At 60.1% G+C, this 20,098-nt stretch carries 17 protein-coding genes; 6 read left to right on the top strand and 11 right to left on the bottom strand.

The window, feature by feature from the left end:
• Positions 1–38: 38 nt before the first annotated feature.
• Together ACYQ11_RS17620 and ACYQ11_RS17615 are read left to right on the top strand one after the other, a co-directional pair.
• A complete protein-coding gene (locus tag ACYQ11_RS17620) occupies positions 39–1,772 on the top strand; it encodes a radical SAM protein (RefSeq protein WP_459925128.1) in 1,734 nt (577 codons plus the stop codon).
• Between the two features lie 218 nt (positions 1,773–1,990).
• Positions 1,991–2,662 (top strand): hypothetical protein, encoded by a 672-nt coding sequence (locus ACYQ11_RS17615; RefSeq protein ID WP_459925127.1) that lies wholly within the window; start codon positions 1,991–1,993, stop codon positions 2,660–2,662.
• A gap of 337 nt (positions 2,663–2,999) precedes the next feature.
• On the opposite strand, the gene ACYQ11_RS17610 is transcribed toward ACYQ11_RS17615, so the two are convergent.
• The 8 genes from ACYQ11_RS17610 to ACYQ11_RS17575 form a co-directional block, all read right to left on the bottom strand.
• On the bottom strand, positions 3,000–3,431 hold the full coding sequence (locus ACYQ11_RS17610; RefSeq protein ID WP_459925126.1) for a hypothetical protein: 432 nt from the start codon (positions 3,429–3,431) through the stop codon (positions 3,000–3,002).
• Positions 3,421–4,392, bottom strand: a complete 972-nt coding sequence (locus tag ACYQ11_RS17605) for a 4Fe-4S dicluster domain-containing protein (RefSeq protein ID WP_459925125.1) — start codon at positions 4,390–4,392, stop codon at positions 3,421–3,423. Before ACYQ11_RS17605 ends, ACYQ11_RS17610 begins: the two co-directional genes overlap by 11 nt.
• A 64-nt stretch (positions 4,393–4,456) precedes the next feature.
• Complete coding sequence (gene nqrF, locus ACYQ11_RS17600; RefSeq protein WP_459925124.1) at positions 4,457–5,674, bottom strand: NADH:ubiquinone reductase (Na(+)-transporting) subunit F; 1,218 nt, start codon at positions 5,672–5,674, stop codon at positions 4,457–4,459.
• Between the two features lie 14 nt (positions 5,675–5,688).
• Positions 5,689–6,297, bottom strand: a complete 609-nt coding sequence (gene nqrE, locus ACYQ11_RS17595; protein WP_459925123.1) for an NADH:ubiquinone reductase (Na(+)-transporting) subunit E — start codon at positions 6,295–6,297, stop codon at positions 5,689–5,691.
• Positions 6,298–6,315: 18 nt separating this feature from the next.
• Positions 6,316–6,942, bottom strand: coding sequence for an NADH:ubiquinone reductase (Na(+)-transporting) subunit D (locus tag ACYQ11_RS17590; RefSeq protein ID WP_459925122.1), 627 nt, complete (start codon positions 6,940–6,942; stop codon positions 6,316–6,318).
• The gene (locus ACYQ11_RS17585) at positions 6,942–7,664 is read right to left on the bottom strand and encodes an FMN-binding protein (RefSeq protein ID WP_459925121.1); all 723 of its coding nucleotides are present in this window, start codon (positions 7,662–7,664) and stop codon (positions 6,942–6,944) included. The genes ACYQ11_RS17590 and ACYQ11_RS17585 overlap by 1 nt, the downstream gene beginning before the upstream one ends.
• On the bottom strand, positions 7,657–8,841 hold the full coding sequence (nqrB, locus tag ACYQ11_RS17580) for an NADH:ubiquinone reductase (Na(+)-transporting) subunit B (RefSeq protein WP_459925120.1): 1,185 nt from the start codon (positions 8,839–8,841) through the stop codon (positions 7,657–7,659). Before nqrB ends, ACYQ11_RS17585 begins: the two co-directional genes overlap by 8 nt.
• A 2-nt stretch (positions 8,842–8,843) precedes the next feature.
• Positions 8,844–10,175 carry a 4Fe-4S dicluster domain-containing protein gene (locus ACYQ11_RS17575; protein WP_459925119.1) on the bottom strand — a complete coding sequence of 444 codons (1,332 nt, stop codon included), beginning with the start codon at positions 10,173–10,175 and terminating at the stop codon, positions 8,844–8,846.
• A gap of 401 nt (positions 10,176–10,576) precedes the next feature.
• Here ACYQ11_RS17575 and ACYQ11_RS17570 point away from each other — a divergent pair, with 401 nt between their 5' ends.
• The 4 genes from ACYQ11_RS17570 to ACYQ11_RS17555 all read left to right on the top strand — a co-directional run bounded on the left by ACYQ11_RS17570 (position 10,577) and on the right by ACYQ11_RS17555 (position 14,884).
• Positions 10,577–12,223, top strand: a complete 1,647-nt coding sequence (locus ACYQ11_RS17570; RefSeq protein ID WP_459925118.1) for an FAD-dependent oxidoreductase — start codon at positions 10,577–10,579, stop codon at positions 12,221–12,223.
• Positions 12,224–12,407: 184 nt separating this feature from the next.
• The gene (gene tpx / locus ACYQ11_RS17565) at positions 12,408–13,040 is read left to right on the top strand and encodes a thiol peroxidase (protein ID WP_459925117.1); all 633 of its coding nucleotides are present in this window, start codon (positions 12,408–12,410) and stop codon (positions 13,038–13,040) included.
• A gap of 703 nt (positions 13,041–13,743) precedes the next feature.
• Positions 13,744–14,439, top strand: a complete 696-nt coding sequence (locus ACYQ11_RS17560) for a superoxide dismutase (protein WP_459925116.1) — start codon at positions 13,744–13,746, stop codon at positions 14,437–14,439.
• Positions 14,440–14,560: 121 nt separating this feature from the next.
• The gene (locus tag ACYQ11_RS17555) at positions 14,561–14,884 is read left to right on the top strand and encodes a hypothetical protein (RefSeq protein ID WP_459925115.1); all 324 of its coding nucleotides are present in this window, start codon (positions 14,561–14,563) and stop codon (positions 14,882–14,884) included.
• Between the two features lie 61 nt (positions 14,885–14,945).
• Here ACYQ11_RS17555 and ACYQ11_RS17550 read toward each other — a convergent pair whose 3' ends face one another.
• The 3 genes from ACYQ11_RS17550 to ACYQ11_RS17540 are packed head-to-tail and all read right to left on the bottom strand — an operon-like array spanning position 14,946 to position 19,754.
• Positions 14,946–16,898: an ABC transporter ATP-binding protein gene (locus ACYQ11_RS17550; RefSeq protein ID WP_459925114.1), complete on the bottom strand. Its 1,953-nt coding sequence runs from the start codon at positions 16,896–16,898 to the stop codon at positions 14,946–14,948.
• Entirely contained in the window at positions 16,888–18,666 is a 1,779-nt protein-coding gene (locus ACYQ11_RS17545; RefSeq protein WP_459925113.1) for an ABC transporter ATP-binding protein, read from the bottom strand. Before ACYQ11_RS17545 ends, ACYQ11_RS17550 begins: the two co-directional genes overlap by 11 nt.
• 50 nt (positions 18,667–18,716) lie before the next feature.
• Positions 18,717–19,754: a hypothetical protein gene (locus tag ACYQ11_RS17540; protein ID WP_459925112.1), complete on the bottom strand. Its 1,038-nt coding sequence runs from the start codon at positions 19,752–19,754 to the stop codon at positions 18,717–18,719.
• Positions 19,755–20,098 lie beyond the last annotated feature (344 nt).

The raw sequence follows: 20,098 nt of genomic DNA, 5'->3' as shown, positions 1-20,098 counted from the left end.
GAGCCGCCCCGGCGTCCAGACGTCCGAGTGGGACACGTATGAGTCAACCAACAGGCGCAGCGCCGCCGGCCTCCGAAATCGGGACCATCCGGAAAAGCTGGACCGACCGGGTTTCTATCGCCCTGGTCTATCCGAACAGCTATGCCGCCGGTATGGCCAACCTGGGATTTCAAAGCGTCTACCGCCTCTTGAACGATGTCGATGGGCTGGTCTGCGAGCGCGTGTTTGTCCCCGAGCCCGACAAACACGCGCCGGGAAAGAGGCCTCGAATTCTCAGCGTGGAATCCGGACGCCCCCTTTCGGACTTTGAGGTGATCGCGTTTTCCATCTCCTTTGAAAACGATTATCTCCATGTCCTCAGTCTCATCGAGCTTGCGGGCCTTCCCCTGCGATCGAACGCCAGAGGGGACTCCCACCCCCTTCTGATCGCAGGGGGGGTTGCCTGCCTGCTCAATCCGGAGCCCCTCGCCCCCGTCATCGATTGTTTTCTGATCGGCGAGGGCGAGGCTCTTTTTTCACCCCTGGCCGATCTTCTCGGCCGTCATTTGGACAAACAGGCCCTTCTGTCCCGTCTGGCCGCGGACGTTCCCGGTGCCTATGTCCCCGCATTCTACGACGCCGCCTTTCATGAAGACGGCACGCTTTCATCGTTTTTACCCAACCGCGATCATGTGCCCCCAAGGGTCAGGCGGATGTATCTGAGGGATCTGTCCGAGATCCCCTCATCCACCACCATCATCTCCCCGGCCTCGGCTTTCGACGCGTCGTTTCTCACGGAGGTAAGCAGGGGCTGCACCCACGGCTGCCGCTTTTGCAGTGCGGGCTACATCTACCGCCCGCCCCGATTCCGTTCACCCGAGTGTCTCAGGCGGGAATTTTTGAAGGCCGCCGCCGTCACCGACCGCATCGGCCTCGTTGGCACGGCCATCTCGGATTACAAGGACATCGGCCTCCTCTGCGGCAGACCGGAATTCGCATCGATCCGGTTTTCCTACTCCTCCCTGCGGGCCGACGCCGTTACCGCAGATCACCTCCGGGTCCTGGCCCAGAGCGGCACGAAAACCGCCACCATCGCCCCGGACGGCGGCTCTGAACGCCTGCGCCGGGTCATCAACAAAGGGATCACCGAAGCGCAGATCCTTTCGGCCACCCGGGATCTGATCCGGGCCGGAATTCCCAATCTCAAAGCCTATTTCATGATCGGACTGCCCGGCGAAACGCCGGAGGACATGGACGAAACCCTTGGGCTGTGCAAAAAAATCAAGGCGGTTTTTCTGGAGGAAAGCCGCGAGCAGGGGCACATGGGACGCATCACCATCGCGGTGAGCAGCTTCGTTCCCAAGGCCTTCACCCCCTTTCAGTGGGCCGCCATGGACACCGTGCCCGTGCTCAAAAAGAAAATCGAGGCCCTGAAAAAAGGCCTCAACCGCATTCCCAACCTGACGGTCAACGCCGACAGCCCCCGGGGCGCCGTCATCCAGGCCCTGTTGTCCCGGGGCGACCGCCGCGTGGGCGAGCTCCTGCTTTCCGTCCACGAAAACCGGGGCAACTGGGCCCGCACCCTCAAGGAAACCGGCTTTCCCGTGGCACGGTACATTCACCGTGAACGCGGAAAAGACGAGCTTTTCCCCTGGGATTTCATCGACCACGGCATCGACAAATCCTTTCTGCGCACCGAATACGACCGGGCCCTCACCGGCCGGACCTCCCCCCCCTGCCCCATCACCTCGTGCACCCGCTGCGGCGTCTGCAAAATCGAAGAACCGTCTTAGATCGATCAATCAAACGATCGTAACAAAAAAGCCAACATAATCAGACTATTGTAAAATAATATCCCTATGAGGGAATTTTTATATTGACGCCAAAGGTAACGAATTGTATACGTGGTGAACTTTTCGCATAACATGTTTCGTTTAAACGAACCCCGATCGAGAATGTTTGTAACCCGTTTGAAACCCGTTTATTTTTCAATTCAAAATCAGGAGGTACCATGACGTTACTCAGACGAACAACCCTGACCGTGTTTTTACTGGCAAGCCTTGTCTCTTCGGCGTATTCCATGGGATCGACCCCGCAGATTCCCGCAGACCTCGAAGCCCCGGCCGACCTGTCGGCCATCGGGACCGACATGATGAACGTGGCCCTGACCTCGTTCCGCTCCTCCATGGGCAGCGGCATCGACATGCAGTCCCTGCTTTCATCATTTCTTAAAAGCGATTTCATCACCCTGGGCGAGCACAACGGCACCACCGTGGCCGTGGCGCCCTGTATGAGCGGCGGGATCATGGGCCTGACCTTCCGCCTGACCTTCAACGATGCCGTGGTGGACATCCCCGTTGATCCGGCCAAGCCCGGCGGCGAAAAGAAAGCCGCCCCCACCATCGCCTCGGGCGTGATGGACATCACCGCCGGCGTGGACCTGGCCGGCATGAAATTCAGCACCATCACCCTGTGCATCAACACCCCGGAAACACTGGTTCTGGCCGACGGCAACGGGACCGACATCGAATTCCAGGACGTGAAATGCGGCTTTGACATCATGAGCAACAATCCCACCAGCCCCGGCGCCTATGCCGTATCCGGCACAGTCATCGTCGATGGCTACACCGTCGACATCGCGATGATCTCCGATCTGGTGGCCCTGATGGCATCGGGCATCTGATCCGCACAAAAAAAACGGCAGGGCCGTCAGAGGCCTGCCGTTTTTTTTGTAAACCGACGACGTCCCGATCTAACGGTCGTCTTCGGGAGCTTTGGGCGGGGGCGTTTCTTTTTTTGTGTCCGTCACCTGACAGGCATCTTTCATTCAGGTGCTGATCCCCATCCTGGGCAGCACCACGGCCTGGAGCAGAAACCAGATCGCCACCACCGCCAGCGCAATCACTACTTCACGCATAGATCTCTCCTTGTGTCTTGACGTGCCGAGCCGGCTTCATCGTCGGCAGCGCAGCCCTTGAGGCACGCCTGATCCCGTTTCGGGAAAGCAATCACCGGGCCTGTCATCGTTTGTCCGTCCGCATCATCGGCAGAGCGGACAGAAAGGCCAGGCACATTCCCAGATGGAGAAAATCAAATGCAATGATCGTGCCCTGTGCGAAATGGATTCCGGTAAAATTCCGGATGACCTGAAACAGTCCGGTCAGAATGATCCCTGCCGGTAACAGCGCCCGGACGACGGTCCAGACGCCGGGCAGAACCCGGACCCGGGTGTCGATCAGCCAGGCCGTCAGGCGGTAAACGGCCCAGGCGATAAAAACGGCGGCAAACAGGTAATGCATCAGATGGGTCACCTCAAACTTCGCCAGAAAACCCAGACCGGGAATGTCGGCGATGTAGTACCGTTTGAAGATCGGCATCTGGGCGAAGCCGGTCAGCACAAGCATGAACACCATGATCCGGAAAAGCCGGGCCCCCATCCGATCAGACCTCATCGTCTCCCCCTTTCCGCCCCAGGGCGTAAAGCCGTCCGACGGCGGCGGCAATGCCCGCCAGGGGTGCCGCAAATATGGCTGCGGCCAGAGCATTGCCCGTCGCCATCACGTCTTTTTTCATCGAAAGATCCGGCTTTCCCGGGCCCGTCTCGATGGCGGCGTTGATCTGTTCAAAGGGCACCGGCGACACATAGAAGCTGTTGGTGCCGCCGTTTTCGGTGTCGCCGTAAACGTATCCCCCGATCTCCTCCGCCAGGGCATAGGCCTGTCTGCGAATGTCGCTGCGGGGGCCGATGATCTGCACCCCTTCGGGGCAGGCCTCGATGCAGGCTGGTGTGCCCCCCGCCGCGATCCGGTCCGCACAGCGGTCGCACTTGAACATCACCCCGTTGCCCGCATAGGCGGGCAGAAGGTCCAGATAGAGCCCCACCCCGGTCTGGCGCTGGGGGATATCCCAGGGGCAGACGTCGCGGCATTTGGCCCCGCCCAGACACAGATCGGAATCGATGATCGCGATGCCCTGTTCGGTCTGATAGGCCGCGCCCCAGGGGCAGAGTTTGGCACAGGGGGGATTGACGCAGTGCATGCAGCGCCGGGGCAGGTAAAGGGTCAGATCGCCTTCGTCCGTTTCGACCACGGCCTCCTGGATGAAAAGCCAGTTGTAGGGCGTCAGCCGATCCCGTTCTTCTTGGTTGTCCGACCAGTCCTCGGCCTTGACCCTTCTTGGCATCATCGCGGGAAAGGGCTTGACCGGCTCGGGGAATTTGTGCTCGTTGGCGGCCCGGCAGGCCTCCACGCATTCGCCGCAGCCGATGCATTTTCGAAGATCGTGAAGGGTGGCGAGGGGCTCGGGCCGCCCGCCTCCCTCCGCCCGTCCCGGAAGACCGGCGGCGAGGGCCGTCCCCGCCATCAGGGCTCCGCTTTTGAGAAAACTCCGCCGCGACAGGGTGTGCTTTTTCATCGCTCGTGCATGTCCTTTGGCTTTGTCGGTTTCGCAAGCAACAATCAGACGTTTTTCGAAACCGTCAGAATTTGTCGTAATGAATCATGTCCGGCTCAACCCCCAGACTGTCGAGCATGGCCAGAATCGAATCGATCATCAGGGGCGGCCCGCACAGATAGTATTCGATTTCCGTGGGATCCTCGTGGCCGGACAGGTACTCGTCATGGAGCACCTGATGAATAAACCCGGTGAGCCCCGTCCACCCGTCGGCGGGTTTGGGGTCCGACAGGGCCACATGGTAAGTGAAATTGGGAAACGTCTCCGAAAGGGACATGAATTCCTCGTCGTAAAACATCTCGCGCCGGGACCGTGCCCCATACCAGAACGTGGCTTTGCGGGAGGTTCCAAGGGTCAGGAGCTGGTGAAAGATATGACAGCGCATAGGCGCCATGCCCGCCCCGCCGCCCACGAAACACATTTCCCGTTCGGTCTTCTTGACGAAAAAATCCCCGTAGGGCCCGCTGATGGTCACCCGGTCGCCGGCCTTGAGGTTGAAAATGTAGGTGGAACCCTGCCCCGGCGGGATGTCGGGACGAAAGGGAATCGGGGTGTCGATGCGCACGGTCAGCATCAGCCGGGTTTTCTCCGACGGCGGATTGGCCAGGGAATAGGCCCGGAAGACGGGCTCATCGATCTTGCCCTTGTAGTTCCACAATTCGTAGCGGTCCCATTCGTCGCGGTATTCCTCGGGAATGTCGAAATCCGTAAAGTCGATCCGGTACTCGGGCACATCGATCTGGATGTAGGACCCGGCTTCACAGATCAGTTCCTCCCCGGCATCGAGCTCGATGACCAGTTCCTTGATGAAGGTGGCCACGTTGTCGTTGGACACCACGGTGCCGTGATAGCGTTTGATGTTGAAAATCTCATCGGGGATGGTGACGGCCATGTCGTTTTTCACCTTGACCTGACAGGCCAGCCGGACCTGATCCAGCTTCTCCTTCCGGGAAAGATGGGCCAGTTCCGTGGGCAGAACCTCCCCGCCGCCTTCGGTGATCCGACACTTGCACATGCCGCAGGAACCGCCGCCCCCGCAGGCCGACGGCAGCAGAATGCCGTTGTCCAGAAGGGTGGACAGCACCGTGGGGGTCCCGGAGACCTTGAGTTTGTGTTCCTCATCCCCGTTGAGGGTGATGAACCGGTCCCCCTTCTTGACCAGCATGGATTCGAGCAGCAGCAGCAGTCCCACCAGGAAGAGGATGATGCCGGTAAACACGACGAGACTGATGACGTAGATCACGATATCCCCCTCCCTTAAACCGCCATTCCGGAAAACAGCATAAAGGTCATGGCCAACAGGCCGCTCACAATCATGGTGATACCGAACCCCTGAAGACCCCTGGGCACATCGGCGTATCTCATTTTCACGTTCAGGGCCGCCATGGTCACGATGGCCAGAAGCCAGCCCACCCCGGAGCCGAAGCCGTAAACCACCGATTCGGTAAGGGTGTAATCCCGCTCGACCAGAAAAAGGGAGGCGCCCAGAATGGCGCAGTTGACGGCGATCAGAGGAAGAAATACCCCCAGGGCCGTGTACAGGGCCTGGGAGAACCGGTCGATGATCATTTCAACGGACTGGACCATGGCGGCAATCACCGCGATAAAGGTCAGAAACTTCAGGAAATTGAGATCCACATGGGGAAGTCCGGCCCAGGCCAGGGCGCCGGGGGCCAGAAAATAGTGGTACACCAGCCAGTTGACCGGCGAGGTGATGGTCATGACAAAGACCACGGCAATACCCAGCCCGGCTGCCGTGCTCATGTTTTTCGAGACCGCCACGAACGAGCACATCCCCAGAAAATACGACAACAGGATGTTGCCGGGAAAGATCGAAACAAACAGAAGATTGAAAAGATGGTCCATGGGTCTTTCCTTGGTATGTTAGATGTTCTTTTCCCGGGTCAGGGCGCTCTGAAGCCAGTACAGAAGGCCGATCACGATAAAGGCGCCGGGGGCCAGGACCAGAAGGCCCATGTTGGCGTATCCCGCCGCGTAAAAGGCCTCGGGAACCACCGGCACGCCGAACAGCTTGCCGGACCCCAAAAGTTCACGGATAAAGGCCACGGACATCAGAATCAGGCCGTAACCGCAGCCGTTGCCCAGGCCGTCGAAAAAGGACAGATGGGGCGGATTGCCCATGGCGAAGGATTCGGCCCGGCCCATGACGATGCAGTTGGTGATGATCAGCCCCACGAACACCGAAAGCTGCTTGCTGATATCGTACAAAAACGCCTTGAGCACCTGATCGGCCAGAATCACCAGGGAGGCGATGATCACCAGCTCGACGATGATCCGGATGTTGCGCGGAATCTGCCGGCGCAACAGGGACACCAGCACGTTGGAAAAACAGACGACCAGGGTCAGGGCCAGGGACATGACAAGGGCCGTCTTCAGCTGGACCGTCACGGCCAGGGCCGAGCAGATGCCCAGCATCTGTTTGGAGATGGGGTTCTCCGCCCACAGGGCGTTGCGGAAGGCTTTGTAGGATTTGGTACGCGTCAGTTTCATCAGGGCTCCTTGAAACGAACGTCCGGGGCGTTTCCGCTCCGGAACCGTTCCGACAGGGGTTCGAACCGGGTCAGGGTTTCCCGGAAACCCTCGTTCAGATAATTGCCGGTCAGGGTGGCGCCGCTGATGCCGTCCACATAATGGTCAAGATCCTTTTCCGGCACCCGGTCGGCGGCGGTCCCTTTGGCGATGGTGACCGAAACGAATTGGCCCCTTTCATCGGCAATGGTTTTTCCCTTGAAATTCGCGGTAAACCAATCGCTTTCGATCTCACCGCCCAGGCCGGGGGTCTCCGCATGGTTGAACACGGTGAAACCTTCGATGGTCTTCCCGTCCCCTTCAAGGGCCAGATACCCGTAAATCCGGCCCCACAGCCCCCGGGAGTCCAGGGGCAGGATATAGGCGGCAAGCGCGTCGTTTTTCTTGTAAAGATAAAGGGGGTGCGCCCCGGCCCCGTCTGCGGGCGGATCGAGCGACAGATCGCCGGAGGGAAGCGCCCAGGCATCGACGATATGGGCCGTGTAAAGCCGGGCGATGTCCTCCTTGGCGTAGTCTTTGCCCGGTTCCACCAGCCCCACGGACCGGATGATGTTGACCTGACGGTCCACCTCGGCGTTGATTTTCTGGAACTTCTGAAGTCCCGTGCATGCCGCCGTGATCAGCAGGCAGCTGACCAGACTGAGCAGGGCGGCGAACACGACGGATTTGAGGCTGTCAGACATGTTGAATCCTCTTTCGAAGCGTAAATTTGATGTCGACGTAATCAAACAGCGGCGCAAACAGATTCATGAACAAAATGGCCAGCATGGCGCCCTCGGGATAGGCCGGGTTGAACACCCGGATCACCACGGTCAGCACGCCGATGCAGAATCCGTAGAGCCACCGGGACCGGTTCATGCCCGGCCCGGTCACCGGGTCGGTGGCCATGTAGGTCAATCCGAACGCCGCCCCCCCCATGACCAGGTGATAAAAGGGATTGATCGACCAGACGGGCGGTGAGTCGGGGCCGGCCAGCGCATTGACGAAAAAGGCCATGGCGAGAACACCGGCAACCCCGCCCAGAATAATGCGGTAATTGGCAATGCCCGCCGAACAGAGAAACAGGCCGCCCAGAAGGCAGAGAAAGGCCGAGGTCTCGCCGATGCTGCCCGGATGCAGCCCAAAAAACAGGGTCTTGAAGGTCAGTCCGGCGGCGGCCAGGGTCTCTTCGACCGGCACCGAACCGGCAGCGGCGGCGGAAACGGCCAGGGCCGTGGCCCCGCTGACCGCGTCGGCCACCGGAGCTGCGCCCTCTCTGACGGCAATCCAGACGCTGTCCCCGGACATGGAGACCGGATAGGCGAAAAACAGGAAGGCCCGCGCGGTCAGGGCCGGATTGACCAGGTTTCTGCCGGTGCCGCCGAAAATCTCCTTGCCGATGATCACGCCGAAACTGATGCCCACCGCCGCCTGCCACAGGGGTACGGTGGGCGGAAGGATCAGGGGGTAGAGAAGACCGGAGACCAGGAAGCCTTCACTGATGCTGTGTCTGCGGATCATGGCGAACAGGCCTTCCCAGAACAGGCCCACGGCATAGGACACGATGACCAGGGGCACCACCAGCCACAGCCCCCGGACGATCACCGACACCGGGTCCAGGGGAAACCCGGAATTCAGGTTCGAAAAATATCCCGCGTTGTAGACGCCGAAAGCGAAATGGGGCAAAAGGGCGATGATCACGAAACTCATCAGCCGTTTCAGGTCCAGACCGTCCCGCACATGGGGCCGGGTTTCGGCGCTGTGCCCCGGAATGAAGAAAAAGGTCCGGGTGGCGTCGTAAAGCGGCAGCAGCGCATGCAGTTTACCGCCCCGCTCGAAGTGTTTCTGCTGGGAATCCAACAGGGATTTGATCCATTTCATAATCAGGCCCGTTCCTTGTAATAATCGGCTTTGGCGGTTTTCAATTTTCCGGTCACATCGATCTTGCTCGGGCACACATAGGTGCAGAGCCCGCATTCCACACAGTCCAGCAGCCCGTGGGCCAGGGACTCCTCCACTTCACCGGCCCGGGCGCATTTGAAGGTGAACTGGGGCAGGATGTCCACCGGACAAACCGCGGCGCAGTACCCGCAGTTCACGCAGGCCCTCTCCTCCCCGTGCATGCCGCAGTCCATGGCAAGGGGCGAGGCGTTGAACACCGACAAAAAGGTCCGGGAATAACTGGCCCGCCGGTACCCCGGCCGGAGAAAGCCCAGAAATTCCTCCCGGGCCCCCTCGTCCAGCACGGTGAGGGAGGATTCGAAAAAACCCAGATAGGAGGTCTCGTCGACCCGATACCCCCGAAGCACCCCGCCGGCCACGTATCGCAGGGAGTCTCCCCGGCCGGGCACAAGATCCCGGACGGGCGACCCGATGCGGGCTTCGACGTGCTTGCGCCTGTCGGCCATAGGACCGCCCAGAGCCACGATCCGCCGGGTGGGGAAACGGCCGTCTTTGAGAAAGGCCGCCATCAGCAAAAGGTCCTGGCCGCTGACGTACCAGGCCCCGTTTTCATCGGAAGACCGTTTGATGTGGTAAAGCAGCACGCCGGGATCATCACTGGGATAGGGCCCCCGGACGGTGTGGGTGACGGTTTTTCCCGCCCAGTCCGGCAAGTCCTCCCCGTCCGTCGCCATCACATGGACGGTGCCGGACAGACGCCTGAGCAGGTCAAGCCCGTAGGCGTAAAGGTCTTCCCTGCCGTCCAGATAGATCGACGGCAGGGGCGAAAACCGGTCTTTGCCGGACAGGGCCACAATGATCGACGGCGGCGTTTGGGTGCGATCGGCGACATCCCGAAAGGGCAGGGCCCGAAGAAAAGGCCAGACGCCGCCGTCCGTCAGACGGTCGATCAGATCGCTCAGATCCATGCCGCTTAACTGATCGGGCGAAACCGTATCGAACGTCTCGGTTTGTTCGTCCGCATCGAGACGGATCACGATTTCACGGATCACCCGGCGTTTGCCGTAATGAATATCCTCAACCACGCCGGCCCCCGGTGAGGCGAAGACCAGGCGCGTATCCCGTTTGTCTTCGAACAGGGGCGTCCCGATCTTCACACGATCCCCGGGCTCAACCCGGAGCCGGGGAATGACAAAGGGAATGTGTTCAGGAAGGACAGCCACCCTGCCGGGCGTCGGCAGGGTTTCAAGATCGGGCAGAGGGGGGCCGGCAAGGTTCAGATTGTACCCTTTTTTCACGGTGACGTGTTTCATGATCGGTTTCCATCCGTCGTTCGTCGCGGTTCGGTTCAAAGTCACAGAAGAGGGACCGGCGCTGAGAACAGCCCCAAAGCCCTCATGTGCATGCATGTTGTATGCCGGAGTCGTCGCTGACCGTCGCGGGCATCCGGTATTCAAGAGTGATTCCTGAAAGAACGAGGTTTCGCAGGAGTCATTCGGAGCCTGCGGCATGCAGAAGCCTCAGGCCCGCCGCCCGGTCGCCGAAAGATAATTGACCCGCATTATCCTTCATTTTCACTGTGAATTCAATTAAAAAAATGGTATTGGCCCTGGATGGAGCCAATCACTGGCCCCCGTTTCACGCAGCATGACACCCGCCGTCCCGGCGGGTCCGCTACCGATGTCAAGAACGCTTGCAGAACAAGGAGACCCCCATGAACCGAACGTTTGTCATCACCGGCGGCGTGGCTGGCGGCGCCACCGCCGCAGCCCGGCTCCGAAGACTCGACGAGCATGCAACCATCATCCTTCTCGAACGGGGTGAGTACATTTCCTTCGCCAATTGCGGCCTTCCTTATTATATCGGCGGCGTGATCGAAAACCGGGCCGACCTGCTGGTGACCACGGCCGACGAGTTCGGCCTCCGCTACCGCATCGATATCCGGCCTTTTTCCGAGGTCACGGGCATCGACCGGGCCTCCCGCACCGTCAGGGTGAATGACCGCCGCCGCGACATGACCTATGACCTCCCATACGACCGGCTGATTCTGTCTCCGGGAGCCGAACCGCTGAAACCCGCCCTGCCCGGCATCGACGATCCCCGGATCTTCACCCTGCGCTCCCTTCCGGACACGGATCGGATCAAGGCGTATGTGGACCGCCAAAAACCCACCCGCGCCCTGGTGGTGGGCGGCGGATTCATTGGCCTTGAAATGGCTGAAAACCTGGCCCACCGGGGCATAAACATCACCATCATCGACATGGCCGATCAGGTGATGCCCCCGCTTGACCCCGACATGGCCCGGCTGGTTCACCGCCGGCTGGAAGCCAACCACGTGGCCCTCGTTCTTCGTTGCGGCATTACGGGTTTTGACTGCCGGGAAGACCGGATCATTGTCTCCACCAGCACCGGGGACACCCTCGACTGCGACATGGTGCTGATGGCCACAGGTGTGCGGCCGGAAAGCCGGCTGGCCGAAACGGCCGGACTGGCCCTGGGAGACAGGGGCGGCATCCGCGTCAACGACGCCATGCAGACCAGCGACCCCTGCATTTTTGCCGTGGGCGACGCCATCGAAACCCGGGACCTGGTCACCGGCCTTGAAACCATGACCCCGCTGGCCGGACCGGCCAACAAGCAGGGCCGGATCGCCGCCGACAATGTGGCGGGACGGCGCAGTACCTTCAAGGGGACGCTGGGAACCGCCGTGGCCAAAGTGTTCGACCTGACCGTCGCGTCCACGGGGAAAAACGAAAAAAGCCTCCGCGCCCTGTCCATACCGTTCATGAAGAGCCACACCACGTCCGAGTCCCACGCGTCCTATTATCCCGGATCGGAACCCATGACCGTCAAGCTGCTGTTCTCTCCGGGCAGCGGCCGCATCCTGGGCGCCCAGATCGTGGGCGGGAAAGGGGTGGACAAACGCATCGACGTCATTGCCACGGCCGTCACCGGCAACATGACCGTGTACGATCTGGAAACGCTGGAACTGGCCTACGCCCCGCCCTATTCCTCGGCCAAGGATCCGGTGAACATGGCGGGATTCACGGCATCCAACATTCTCAAGGGTGACATGGACATCGTTTATCCCGAAGACCTGGACCGCCTTTCCCCGGACACCCATGTGCTGGTGGATCTGCGCACCGACGAAGAGATCCGGATGCTGGGGGCCCTGCCCGGCGCCGTCACCATCCCGGTGGACGATCTGCGCAGCCGCCTGGACACGCTCGACCCTTCCAAAACCTATGTCCTTTACTGCGCCGTGGGCGTTCGGGCCTACATCGGCTGCCGGATTCTGATGCAGCACGGATTTTCGGCCAAAAACCTTTCCGGCGGATTCGCACTCTGCGCCCCTGCATGAAACAGAGGCAAAAAGCCGAAGACGTCCCGACAGGCATGCCGCAGGCCGTGTCCCCGAAGGGGGCCGCGGCCGTCCCCCAAAGCGATACGGCTCACCACGACGGCATGGTCCTTGCTTTTTGTATTACAAAATAAAAACACCGTGCGTCACGCCTGAACCCTCAACCCGACACAGGAGGTGTCCCATGAATCAGATCAGTATCCGCGGAACACGCGTCGCCACATCCGGAACGCTCCCTACAATCGGCTCCGGCATCGCGCCCTTTTGCCTGACCCGAACCGACATGACCGACATCACCCCGGACGAATTCACGGGGAAAGCACTCGTATTGAACATTTTCCCCAGTGTCGACACCGGGGTCTGCGCGGCATCGGTCAGGCGGTTCAACACCGAGGTCGCCAAACTTGAAAACACCGTGGTCCTGTGCGTGTCCCTGGACCTTCCCTTTGCCCATGCCCGTTTCTGCGAAGCCGAAGGCATCACGGGCGTGATCCCCGTGTCGGCCTTCCGTCACCCGGATTTTTTGGAGAAGACCGCCGTGATGATCGCCGAAGGCCCGTTAAAAGGACTGCCGGCACGGCAGGTGGTGGTCCTCGATGCCGGCGGAACGGTGATTCATTCGGAGCTGGTTCCCGAACTGGGCCAGGAGCCCGACTACAATGCCGTGCTTGACGCCCTGTCCCGGGTGACCGGCCCCCGTCCCGGCGCCGAGCCCGTCGAGCAGGTCCCCCTTGCCCCCTGCACGACGACGGCCACCGCCGAAAGTGCGCGGCTGTTTGAAACGGATGAGCCCTGCAACGACGGCCGGGCCGGATAAGACGCCCGCTCCTGTCCCGGTGCGTTCCCCCGTACGGACCGGGACAGGCTCCTCCCCTCAAACCGTCGCTTGACACCGTAAACAGCGATCCAATGCGATAAACATGTTTCCACAGAAGAACACGGAGTCCATTTAACCCATTCACATCAATCGTCATCTGAAACATCAAGGGGGCAACGTTCTCTTTTTATCGACTCTTTTCATAAATTGTTTGACACCCCGTCGGAGCCGGACGTATAAAACCGCCTTCCGGTTGTCCTTGCACACCGGAAGACAACACCATCGGTATACGAACCGATACGCATCCGGCCATCAGAGCCGGGCGTATCCGTTGGTTCAAGGGTCCATCACCTCCTCATCGATTGGATGGCCTTTCAGCCGACACCGATGTGGGGCTCCGGGCGGGAACACCCACTCCAACCCAACCTCACGAAAAATATTGCAACAACGTTACAACAAATACTTTTCGTCCGGAGTACCCCACATCATTTTTCCCCCGCCCCCCAAAGACTCAATCCGGGACATTCAAGACACATCTGTCTCATGCAGGACACACATGCGATTGCCCCTGACGACGATGCGCGGACGCATTGACATTCACAGCCGTTGCCTTTATGGTGGAAAGCACCGTTTTGTTGCCCGTGCCGCCGGTCCGGACCGGTATCATCCCCGACACACGATTTCACCCCTCAAGGAGGCTGCCATGAAACACTCTGTCTTTCACCCCCCCCTTTATCGGATCCTTACCCTCGTCATGTCCCTTTGCCTTTTCGGGTGCTCGGCGGACAGCACCCGGGACATCGTTGTCCAGGCCCCGCTGCCTTATGACGAGGCCGCCCTCGAGCCCCATATCTCATCCCAAACCATGGCCCTTCATTACGGCATTCACCATGCCGGTTATGTCAAAAAGGCCAATGCCCTGATCCGGGAAAACGGACTCTCGGCGAAAACCCCTGAAGCCCTGCTTGAACAGATTGCCGGCAAAGCCAAACATCAGCCCCTGTTCAACCAGGCGGCCCAGGCCTGGAACCACGACTTTTTCTGGAAATGCCTGAAACCCCAAGGCGGCGGTCTTCCCCCGGAAGCCCTGCTCACACGCATCACCGACGACTTCGGCAGCTTCGAGAACTTCAAGGCCGAGTTCATCGCCGCCGGGCAAGGCGTGTTCGGCAGCGGTTGGATCTGGCTGGTCCAGGACAGGGACCGGCTGGCCGTTCTGGCCACATCCAACGCAGATACGCCCCTGGTTCAGGGTCTTACGCCCCTTTTCGCCATCGATGTCTGGGAGCACTCGTATTATCTGGATTATCAGAACAGACGCGCCGACTTTGTCAGGGCCGTCATCGAGCATCTGGCCAACTGGGATCATGCGGCGGCCCTGCTGGATTCGGGCCGTTAAAATGATTCTTTACAAGAATGAGCGTTGCTGATAGGCAACATGACGTCGATCGTTTTTTACTTAACGGCACGGCAGGCACACCCCGCCGCCATGCCTCCACCGGCCAGGAAAGGAACAGGGCATGTATGACATGGTTCATGTAATCGAAGGATTATCCAAACAAATTGCAGACACGCTCAATGAGCTGTCCCAGACCCGGGATCTCGATGAGAAAAAAAAGCTTGCCGAAATCGTCAAAATGCTCTGCGAATCCCTGAGCGTGTTTTTCGACGGCATGGACATGCTGGCCGACGGACCGTTCGACCTCTTCGATGACGACGACGAGGAGATGTTTTACGATGACGGCTACTCTGAGGACGTGGTGGATTTCAGCAGCCTGAAAAAAAACAAGAAGGACAAAAAAGACAAGAAGAAAAAGAAAGACCGGGACGACATCCCCTTCTAAAGCCTCCACCTGATTTTGCTGCGCCCGCTTCGCCGGGAGCAGGCGCAGCACATACCCTCTTCTACCCGCCGATAGCGTTCAATCGGTGGTACAAGCCTTTGACCGCCATCAACTGCCCGTGAGTCCCGCGTTCAACCACCCTGCCCCGATTCAACACCAGAATATGATCGGCATGGCGCGCCGTGGAGATTCGGTGGGCGATAATCACGGCGGTCCTGTCCTGCATCAGGTTGCCCAGGGCCGCCTGGATCTTCACCTCGGATTCGGTGTCGATGTACGAGGTGGCCTCATCGAGAATGATCAGATCCGGGTCCCGGGCGATGGCCCGGGCAATGGAAATCAACTGGCGTTCTCCGCTGGACAGGGTGGCCCCGCCTTCGGTCAAAAGGGTATCGGCGCCCTGGGGAAGCCGGGACACAAATGAGGCACAGTGGGCCGCATCGAGAATCTCCCGGAACCGGTCCTCGGGCATGACCCGGTCGCCCAGGATATTCTGCCGCACGCTGCCTGAAAACAAAAAGGGGTCCTGGGTCACCAGGGCGATCCGATCCCGGATCGACGAAAGGGAAAAGGCCCCCGCCTCGACAAAATTGAAACTGATCCGCCCGGCGTCCGGCTCATAAAATCGCACCAGAAGATGGATCAACGAGGTTTTCCCCGCTCCGGTGGGGCCCACCACCGCCAGGGTCCTTCCCTGCTCCAGGCTGAAGGAAATATCATGAAGCACTAAGCGGGACGGACCGTAGCCAAAGCTGACGTTCTCGAAATCAACGTACCGGATCCCGTCGAGCCTCCGCCCCTCCTGCCCGGTGCGGGGCTCCTCCAGCTCCGTGTTGTCGAGCACCTGAAAAATCCGCTCGGCCGACGACATGGCGTTTTGAAGCACATTGTACTTGTCGGCAATGTCCCGGATGGGCCGGAAAAACATTTTCATGTACGAAATAAAAGCCACCAGGGTGCCCAGGCTGACGCTGCCTCCGAGAACGCCCCGGCCCCCGTCATAGATGATCAGGGCCAGGGACACCGACCCCAGAAGCTCGATAACGGGCATGAACACGGCGAAAATATGGAGCTGCCGGATCCCGGCCAGGTAGTTCTCATGATTGAGTACCCGGAATCGCTGATGGTTTTCCCGTTCATGACGAAACAGCTGAATGACCCTTATGCCCTGGATGGTTTCGGAAAACCGCGTGTTGATCTGGGCCACTTTAAGCCGGAGATCCCGGAACACCTCCCGGGCGTGCCGGGCGAAAAAGGCCGCGGCGACCACCACCAGGGGCAGCACCGTAAAGGCGGTCAGGGCCAGACGGGGGGCCATGGACACCAAAAGGGCGGCGATCCCTGCGATCAGGAACAGATCCTTGAACACGAAGACCACCACCGACGAGAACATCTCCTGCATGTTCTGGATGTCGTTGGTCACCCGGGTGACGAGGCGCCCCACGGGGTTGCGGTTGAAAAAGGACAGGGACAGGCTCTGAATATGACCGAACACGCTCATTCGAAGATCGTGCATGATCATCTGACCTGCGTATTCCATCACCAGCTTCTGGATGAAGGTCAGGATGAAATGGCCGCATACGACGGCAAGAATCAAAAGGGCGGCCCGGGTCACACCCCCAAGATCGCGATGCCGCAGCAAGGCACGGTCTTCGGGCGTCAGACGATCCATGCGGTCAAGGGGGATAAAGACACCGGAGGCCGTATGCACAAACACGTCGGGATAGTGTGCAATCCGCTGACGGATCCTCGGGTCCTCCGCGTCCACCGCAATCAGGGACCGGTCCGCCTGTCCGGCTTCAAGGGACACCACGGGGACGATATGGCGGTCGATGACGTTCCGGGTCACGTAGGGAATGGCCAGATCCATCAGGGTGATCACGGCCAGCATCAGAATCGACACCACAAAGAGCCCGCCATAGGGCCGGACAAAGGGTAAAAGGCGGCGAATCAGTGTCATATCCCGGGCGCGGCCCAGGGCGTCTTCGTCGAAATGGCCCCGATCAGATCGCATCGCACCCCTCCTCCATGGCCTGACGGTTCGAGGTCCCGGCATAATACCCGCCGAGGGTCATCAGCTGGTCGTGGGTGCCCCGCTCCACGATCCGCCCCTGGTCCAGCACGATGATCTCATCGGCATGACGCACCGCAGACAAACGGTGGGAGCTGATCAGCACACAGGTGTCCCTTCCAAGAAGGCGGAGACCATCGATGACGGCGGCCCCGGTCTGGGTATCCACCTGGCTGATGGGGTCGTCGAAAATCATGATCGGCCGGTTGTGGAGCAGGGTCCGGGCCAGGGCCACCCGCTGTTTCTGGCCACCGGAAAGGATCACGCCCCGCTCGCCGACCAGGGTGTCCAGTCCGTTTGGAAACTGTTTGATATCATGGTGGAGAAAGGCCCGCCTCACCGCCTCGGAAAGGGCCATGTCCGTGGCCGGGGTGTTGCCGATCAGGATATTGTCCCGCACACGCCCTTCAAACAGAAAAGGTTCCTGGGGCATAAAGGAAATCCGGGCCCTGAGATCGGAAGGCGAAAGATCCCGGACATCCTGGCCGCCGATCACCAGACGTCCCCGGCTCACATCGAACACCCGGGGGATCAGATGAAGCAGGGTGGTCTTGCCGCTGCCCGGGGGCCCCACCACCCCCAACACCCGCCCGGGGGCCACCGAAAGGGTGATCCCGGTCAGTACCGGCGAGGGGCCGCCGGGGTATGAGAATGCCACATCCTCGAATCGGATGCCCGTGCCGTCCGGGCAGAGGGCTTCCCCACCGGCCGCGATGTCCGGCCGTTCATCGAGAATCAGGGCCAGCCGGTCCAGGGAGGCCCGGCCCCGCTGGATCAGGTTGGTCATCCAGCCCAGTGCCATCATGGGCCAGGTCAGAAGGCCCAGGTAACTGATAAAGGCCACCAGGTCACCGGGGCTGATGGTTCCGAAAATCGTCTGACGCCCACCCAGATAAATCACGATGATCAGACTGAGATTGCTGAGCATCAGCATCAGGGGAAAAAAGGAGCCGGTGACCCGGATCAGGTCGATGTTTTTTTTCACATAGGTCCGGGACAGATCCTCGACCCGGGCCAGGCTCCGGGCTTCCCGTGTGTAGGCCTTGATGATGCGGATGCCCGCCAGATTCTCCCTGACCCCTTCGGTCAGCTCCGAAAAGGTGGCCTGCACGTCCTTGTACCTGGCATGCATGATCCGGCTGAATATCCGGGCGCTGATGACGATCAGCGGCATGGGAAGCAGGGCAAGCAACGCCAGCCGGCCGTTGATCCAGACCATGAACACGATGGTGCCCGTCCCCAGAAACACCGCGTCGATCAGGGCCACCATCCCCATGCCCGTGGCCATGCGGATGTTGGTGATGTCATTGGTGGCATGGGCCATGAGGCTGCCGGTGCTGGTTCGGGCGAAATACCCGGCAGAAAGGGTCTGGATGTGGGAAAAAAGACGGTCCCTTAGGCCCTCTTCGATTTTGCGGGAGGTTCCGATCAGAAAGCGCCGCCACCCGTAGCGAAACACGGCGATCAACAGGGCCGCCATGACAATGGTTAAGGCATGGTTCGACAGGCGTTCACCGGCGCCCGCAGACAGGGCCAGGTCATCCACGGCCCATTTGATCACCCGGGGGATGAACAGCTGGAGGGCATCGGCCACCACCAGACAGACAAGGCCCAGAAGAATCAGCGTGGCATTGGCACGGAAATAGGGTCTGATCAGCGCAAAGGCGGAGGTTTTCGGCGCATTGGATTCTGTGGCGGCGGAGGATGTCATGGCCAAAGAATATCAGGACAGGCTCTGAAACAAAAGGTCTTTTCTCCGGATCAACGCACCGACAGGGCAAGGCCCGTGTAAAACCCCACATCGGGTTCCAGGCCGTGCCCCAGACCGGGGATGTCCTCACTGCAACTCAAAAACCATTCCAGAACCCGACCGCGTTTTTCTTCAAACCGGTAAACCGGCCCGAAATGGGTGACGATGGACGGTTCGGCCGAATCGCTGTTCCGTTCGTAGGCCACCCGACGGGAGGCCCATCGCACGCCCGCCTGGGCGTACCAGCCCCCGGACCTGCCCATATCCCAGAGCAGGCCGCCGAACACATCGGCGGCCCAGGCCGTCACGTCCAGGTTATCGGCATCGAAGGACTCCTCAGACAGGTCCTGCCACACCAACCCGGCCGATCCGATCAGACGAAACCCCGGAGCGATCTGCCTGGACAGGCCGGTGGACAGCCCCAGGCCCCAGGTGTCGAAGGATTTTCCCGAAAGCGGCACGCGGACGGACAGTTTGACGGCCATGTCCACGGGGCCGTCGGTTTCACGGAAGAGCTGGTGTTTGGCGTAAAGCTGAAGGGTATTGAGGAACCACTCCCGGCTTTTCCCGATCACCGGCATGTGGTTGTTGCCGACGGCGCCGTAATACTGGCCGTCGGGGGGCACCCGGCCGAAACCCTCGGAAAAGAACTCGTGGTAATTCTTGACGAAATTGGAGCCCCAGGTTTCCCGCATGTCCTGATGGGCGCGGAAAACGCCCCCCAGTTCCAGAACCGTTTCACCCACGGAAAGACCCGTTGAGGCCGAAAGGGTCCAGATATTGGTGTTGACGGTCAGCTCGGGATCGCCGTCCCGCTCGATGAAAAACACGTTGTAATCGGTGGCGGAGCCGAAACTCACGCTGATGTCTGCGCCTTCCCTCACCCGGTCGTCATGGATCCCCAGAGGCTGAAGAAATAGACGCCCTCCAACGGCGTTGGGGTTGTAAAGATCGGGAAAGCGATAGGACAACTCTCCGGCCCCCCCCCCCGAAACGGTAAAAAAAAGAAGCCCGCACAATAGACCAAATGCCGATACCAACTGTTTCATCTCGCGTCGTTTCCCCGTTTATCCAGGCTGTTTCCGGTGATGGGCACCCGTTCGCGTTGCCTATCCGGCCCGGCGAATCAAAGGCGGAATGGAAAGACGACCCGTGGCCGTCATCATTATATAGTGAGCCGCTGCCCATGTCCTTTAACGCCCCCCCAAAGGGCATCGGCCATGAATCATGGGGGAAAGCGGGGCTTCTGTCAAGGCCTTTGGCGGCGGGCCACAGGGCAATCGCCTGGACCTGCACGTGGCGTGACACAGCCTGAGGCCGTGGACCATGCCCTTGGCAGGGTCTTGTTTTCTCTGTGCCTTGGTGTCTCCGTGAGAAAAAAAAGACCGGCGAC

The organism is Desulfatiferula olefinivorans (assembly GCF_054657895.1).
This window is presented reverse-complemented; position numbering and strand designations above follow the sequence as displayed.

Bases quoted from the DNA above. Each gene is read 5' to 3' on its own strand.
- ACYQ11_RS17555 (WP_459925115.1), top strand. From the start codon at position 14,561: ATGTATGACATGGTTCATGTAATCGAAGGATTATCCAAACAAATTGCA.
- ACYQ11_RS17575 (WP_459925119.1), bottom strand. From the start codon at position 10,175: ATGAAACACGTCACCGTGAAAAAAGGGTACAATCTGAACCTTGCCGGC.
- tpx (WP_459925117.1), top strand. From the start codon at position 12,408: ATGAATCAGATCAGTATCCGCGGAACACGCGTCGCCACATCCGGAACG.
- ACYQ11_RS17605 (WP_459925125.1), bottom strand. From the start codon at position 4,392: ATGAAAAAGCACACCCTGTCGCGGCGGAGTTTTCTCAAAAGCGGAGCC.
- ACYQ11_RS17585 (WP_459925121.1), bottom strand. From the start codon at position 7,664: ATGTCTGACAGCCTCAAATCCGTCGTGTTCGCCGCCCTGCTCAGTCTG.
- nqrE (WP_459925123.1), bottom strand. From the start codon at position 6,297: ATGGACCATCTTTTCAATCTTCTGTTTGTTTCGATCTTTCCCGGCAAC.
- ACYQ11_RS17550 (WP_459925114.1), bottom strand. From the start codon at position 16,898: ATGCGATCTGATCGGGGCCATTTCGACGAAGACGCCCTGGGCCGCGCC.
- ACYQ11_RS17620 (WP_459925128.1), top strand. From the start codon at position 39: ATGAGTCAACCAACAGGCGCAGCGCCGCCGGCCTCCGAAATCGGGACC.
- nqrB (WP_459925120.1), bottom strand. From the start codon at position 8,841: ATGAAATGGATCAAATCCCTGTTGGATTCCCAGCAGAAACACTTCGAG.
- ACYQ11_RS17615 (WP_459925127.1), top strand. From the start codon at position 1,991: ATGACGTTACTCAGACGAACAACCCTGACCGTGTTTTTACTGGCAAGC.
- ACYQ11_RS17610 (WP_459925126.1), bottom strand. From the start codon at position 3,431: ATGAGGTCTGATCGGATGGGGGCCCGGCTTTTCCGGATCATGGTGTTC.
- ACYQ11_RS17540 (WP_459925112.1), bottom strand. From the start codon at position 19,754: ATGAAACAGTTGGTATCGGCATTTGGTCTATTGTGCGGGCTTCTTTTT.
- ACYQ11_RS17560 (WP_459925116.1), top strand. From the start codon at position 13,744: ATGAAACACTCTGTCTTTCACCCCCCCCTTTATCGGATCCTTACCCTC.
- ACYQ11_RS17545 (WP_459925113.1), bottom strand. From the start codon at position 18,666: ATGACATCCTCCGCCGCCACAGAATCCAATGCGCCGAAAACCTCCGCC.
- ACYQ11_RS17570 (WP_459925118.1), top strand. From the start codon at position 10,577: ATGAACCGAACGTTTGTCATCACCGGCGGCGTGGCTGGCGGCGCCACC.
- ACYQ11_RS17590 (WP_459925122.1), bottom strand. From the start codon at position 6,942: ATGAAACTGACGCGTACCAAATCCTACAAAGCCTTCCGCAACGCCCTG.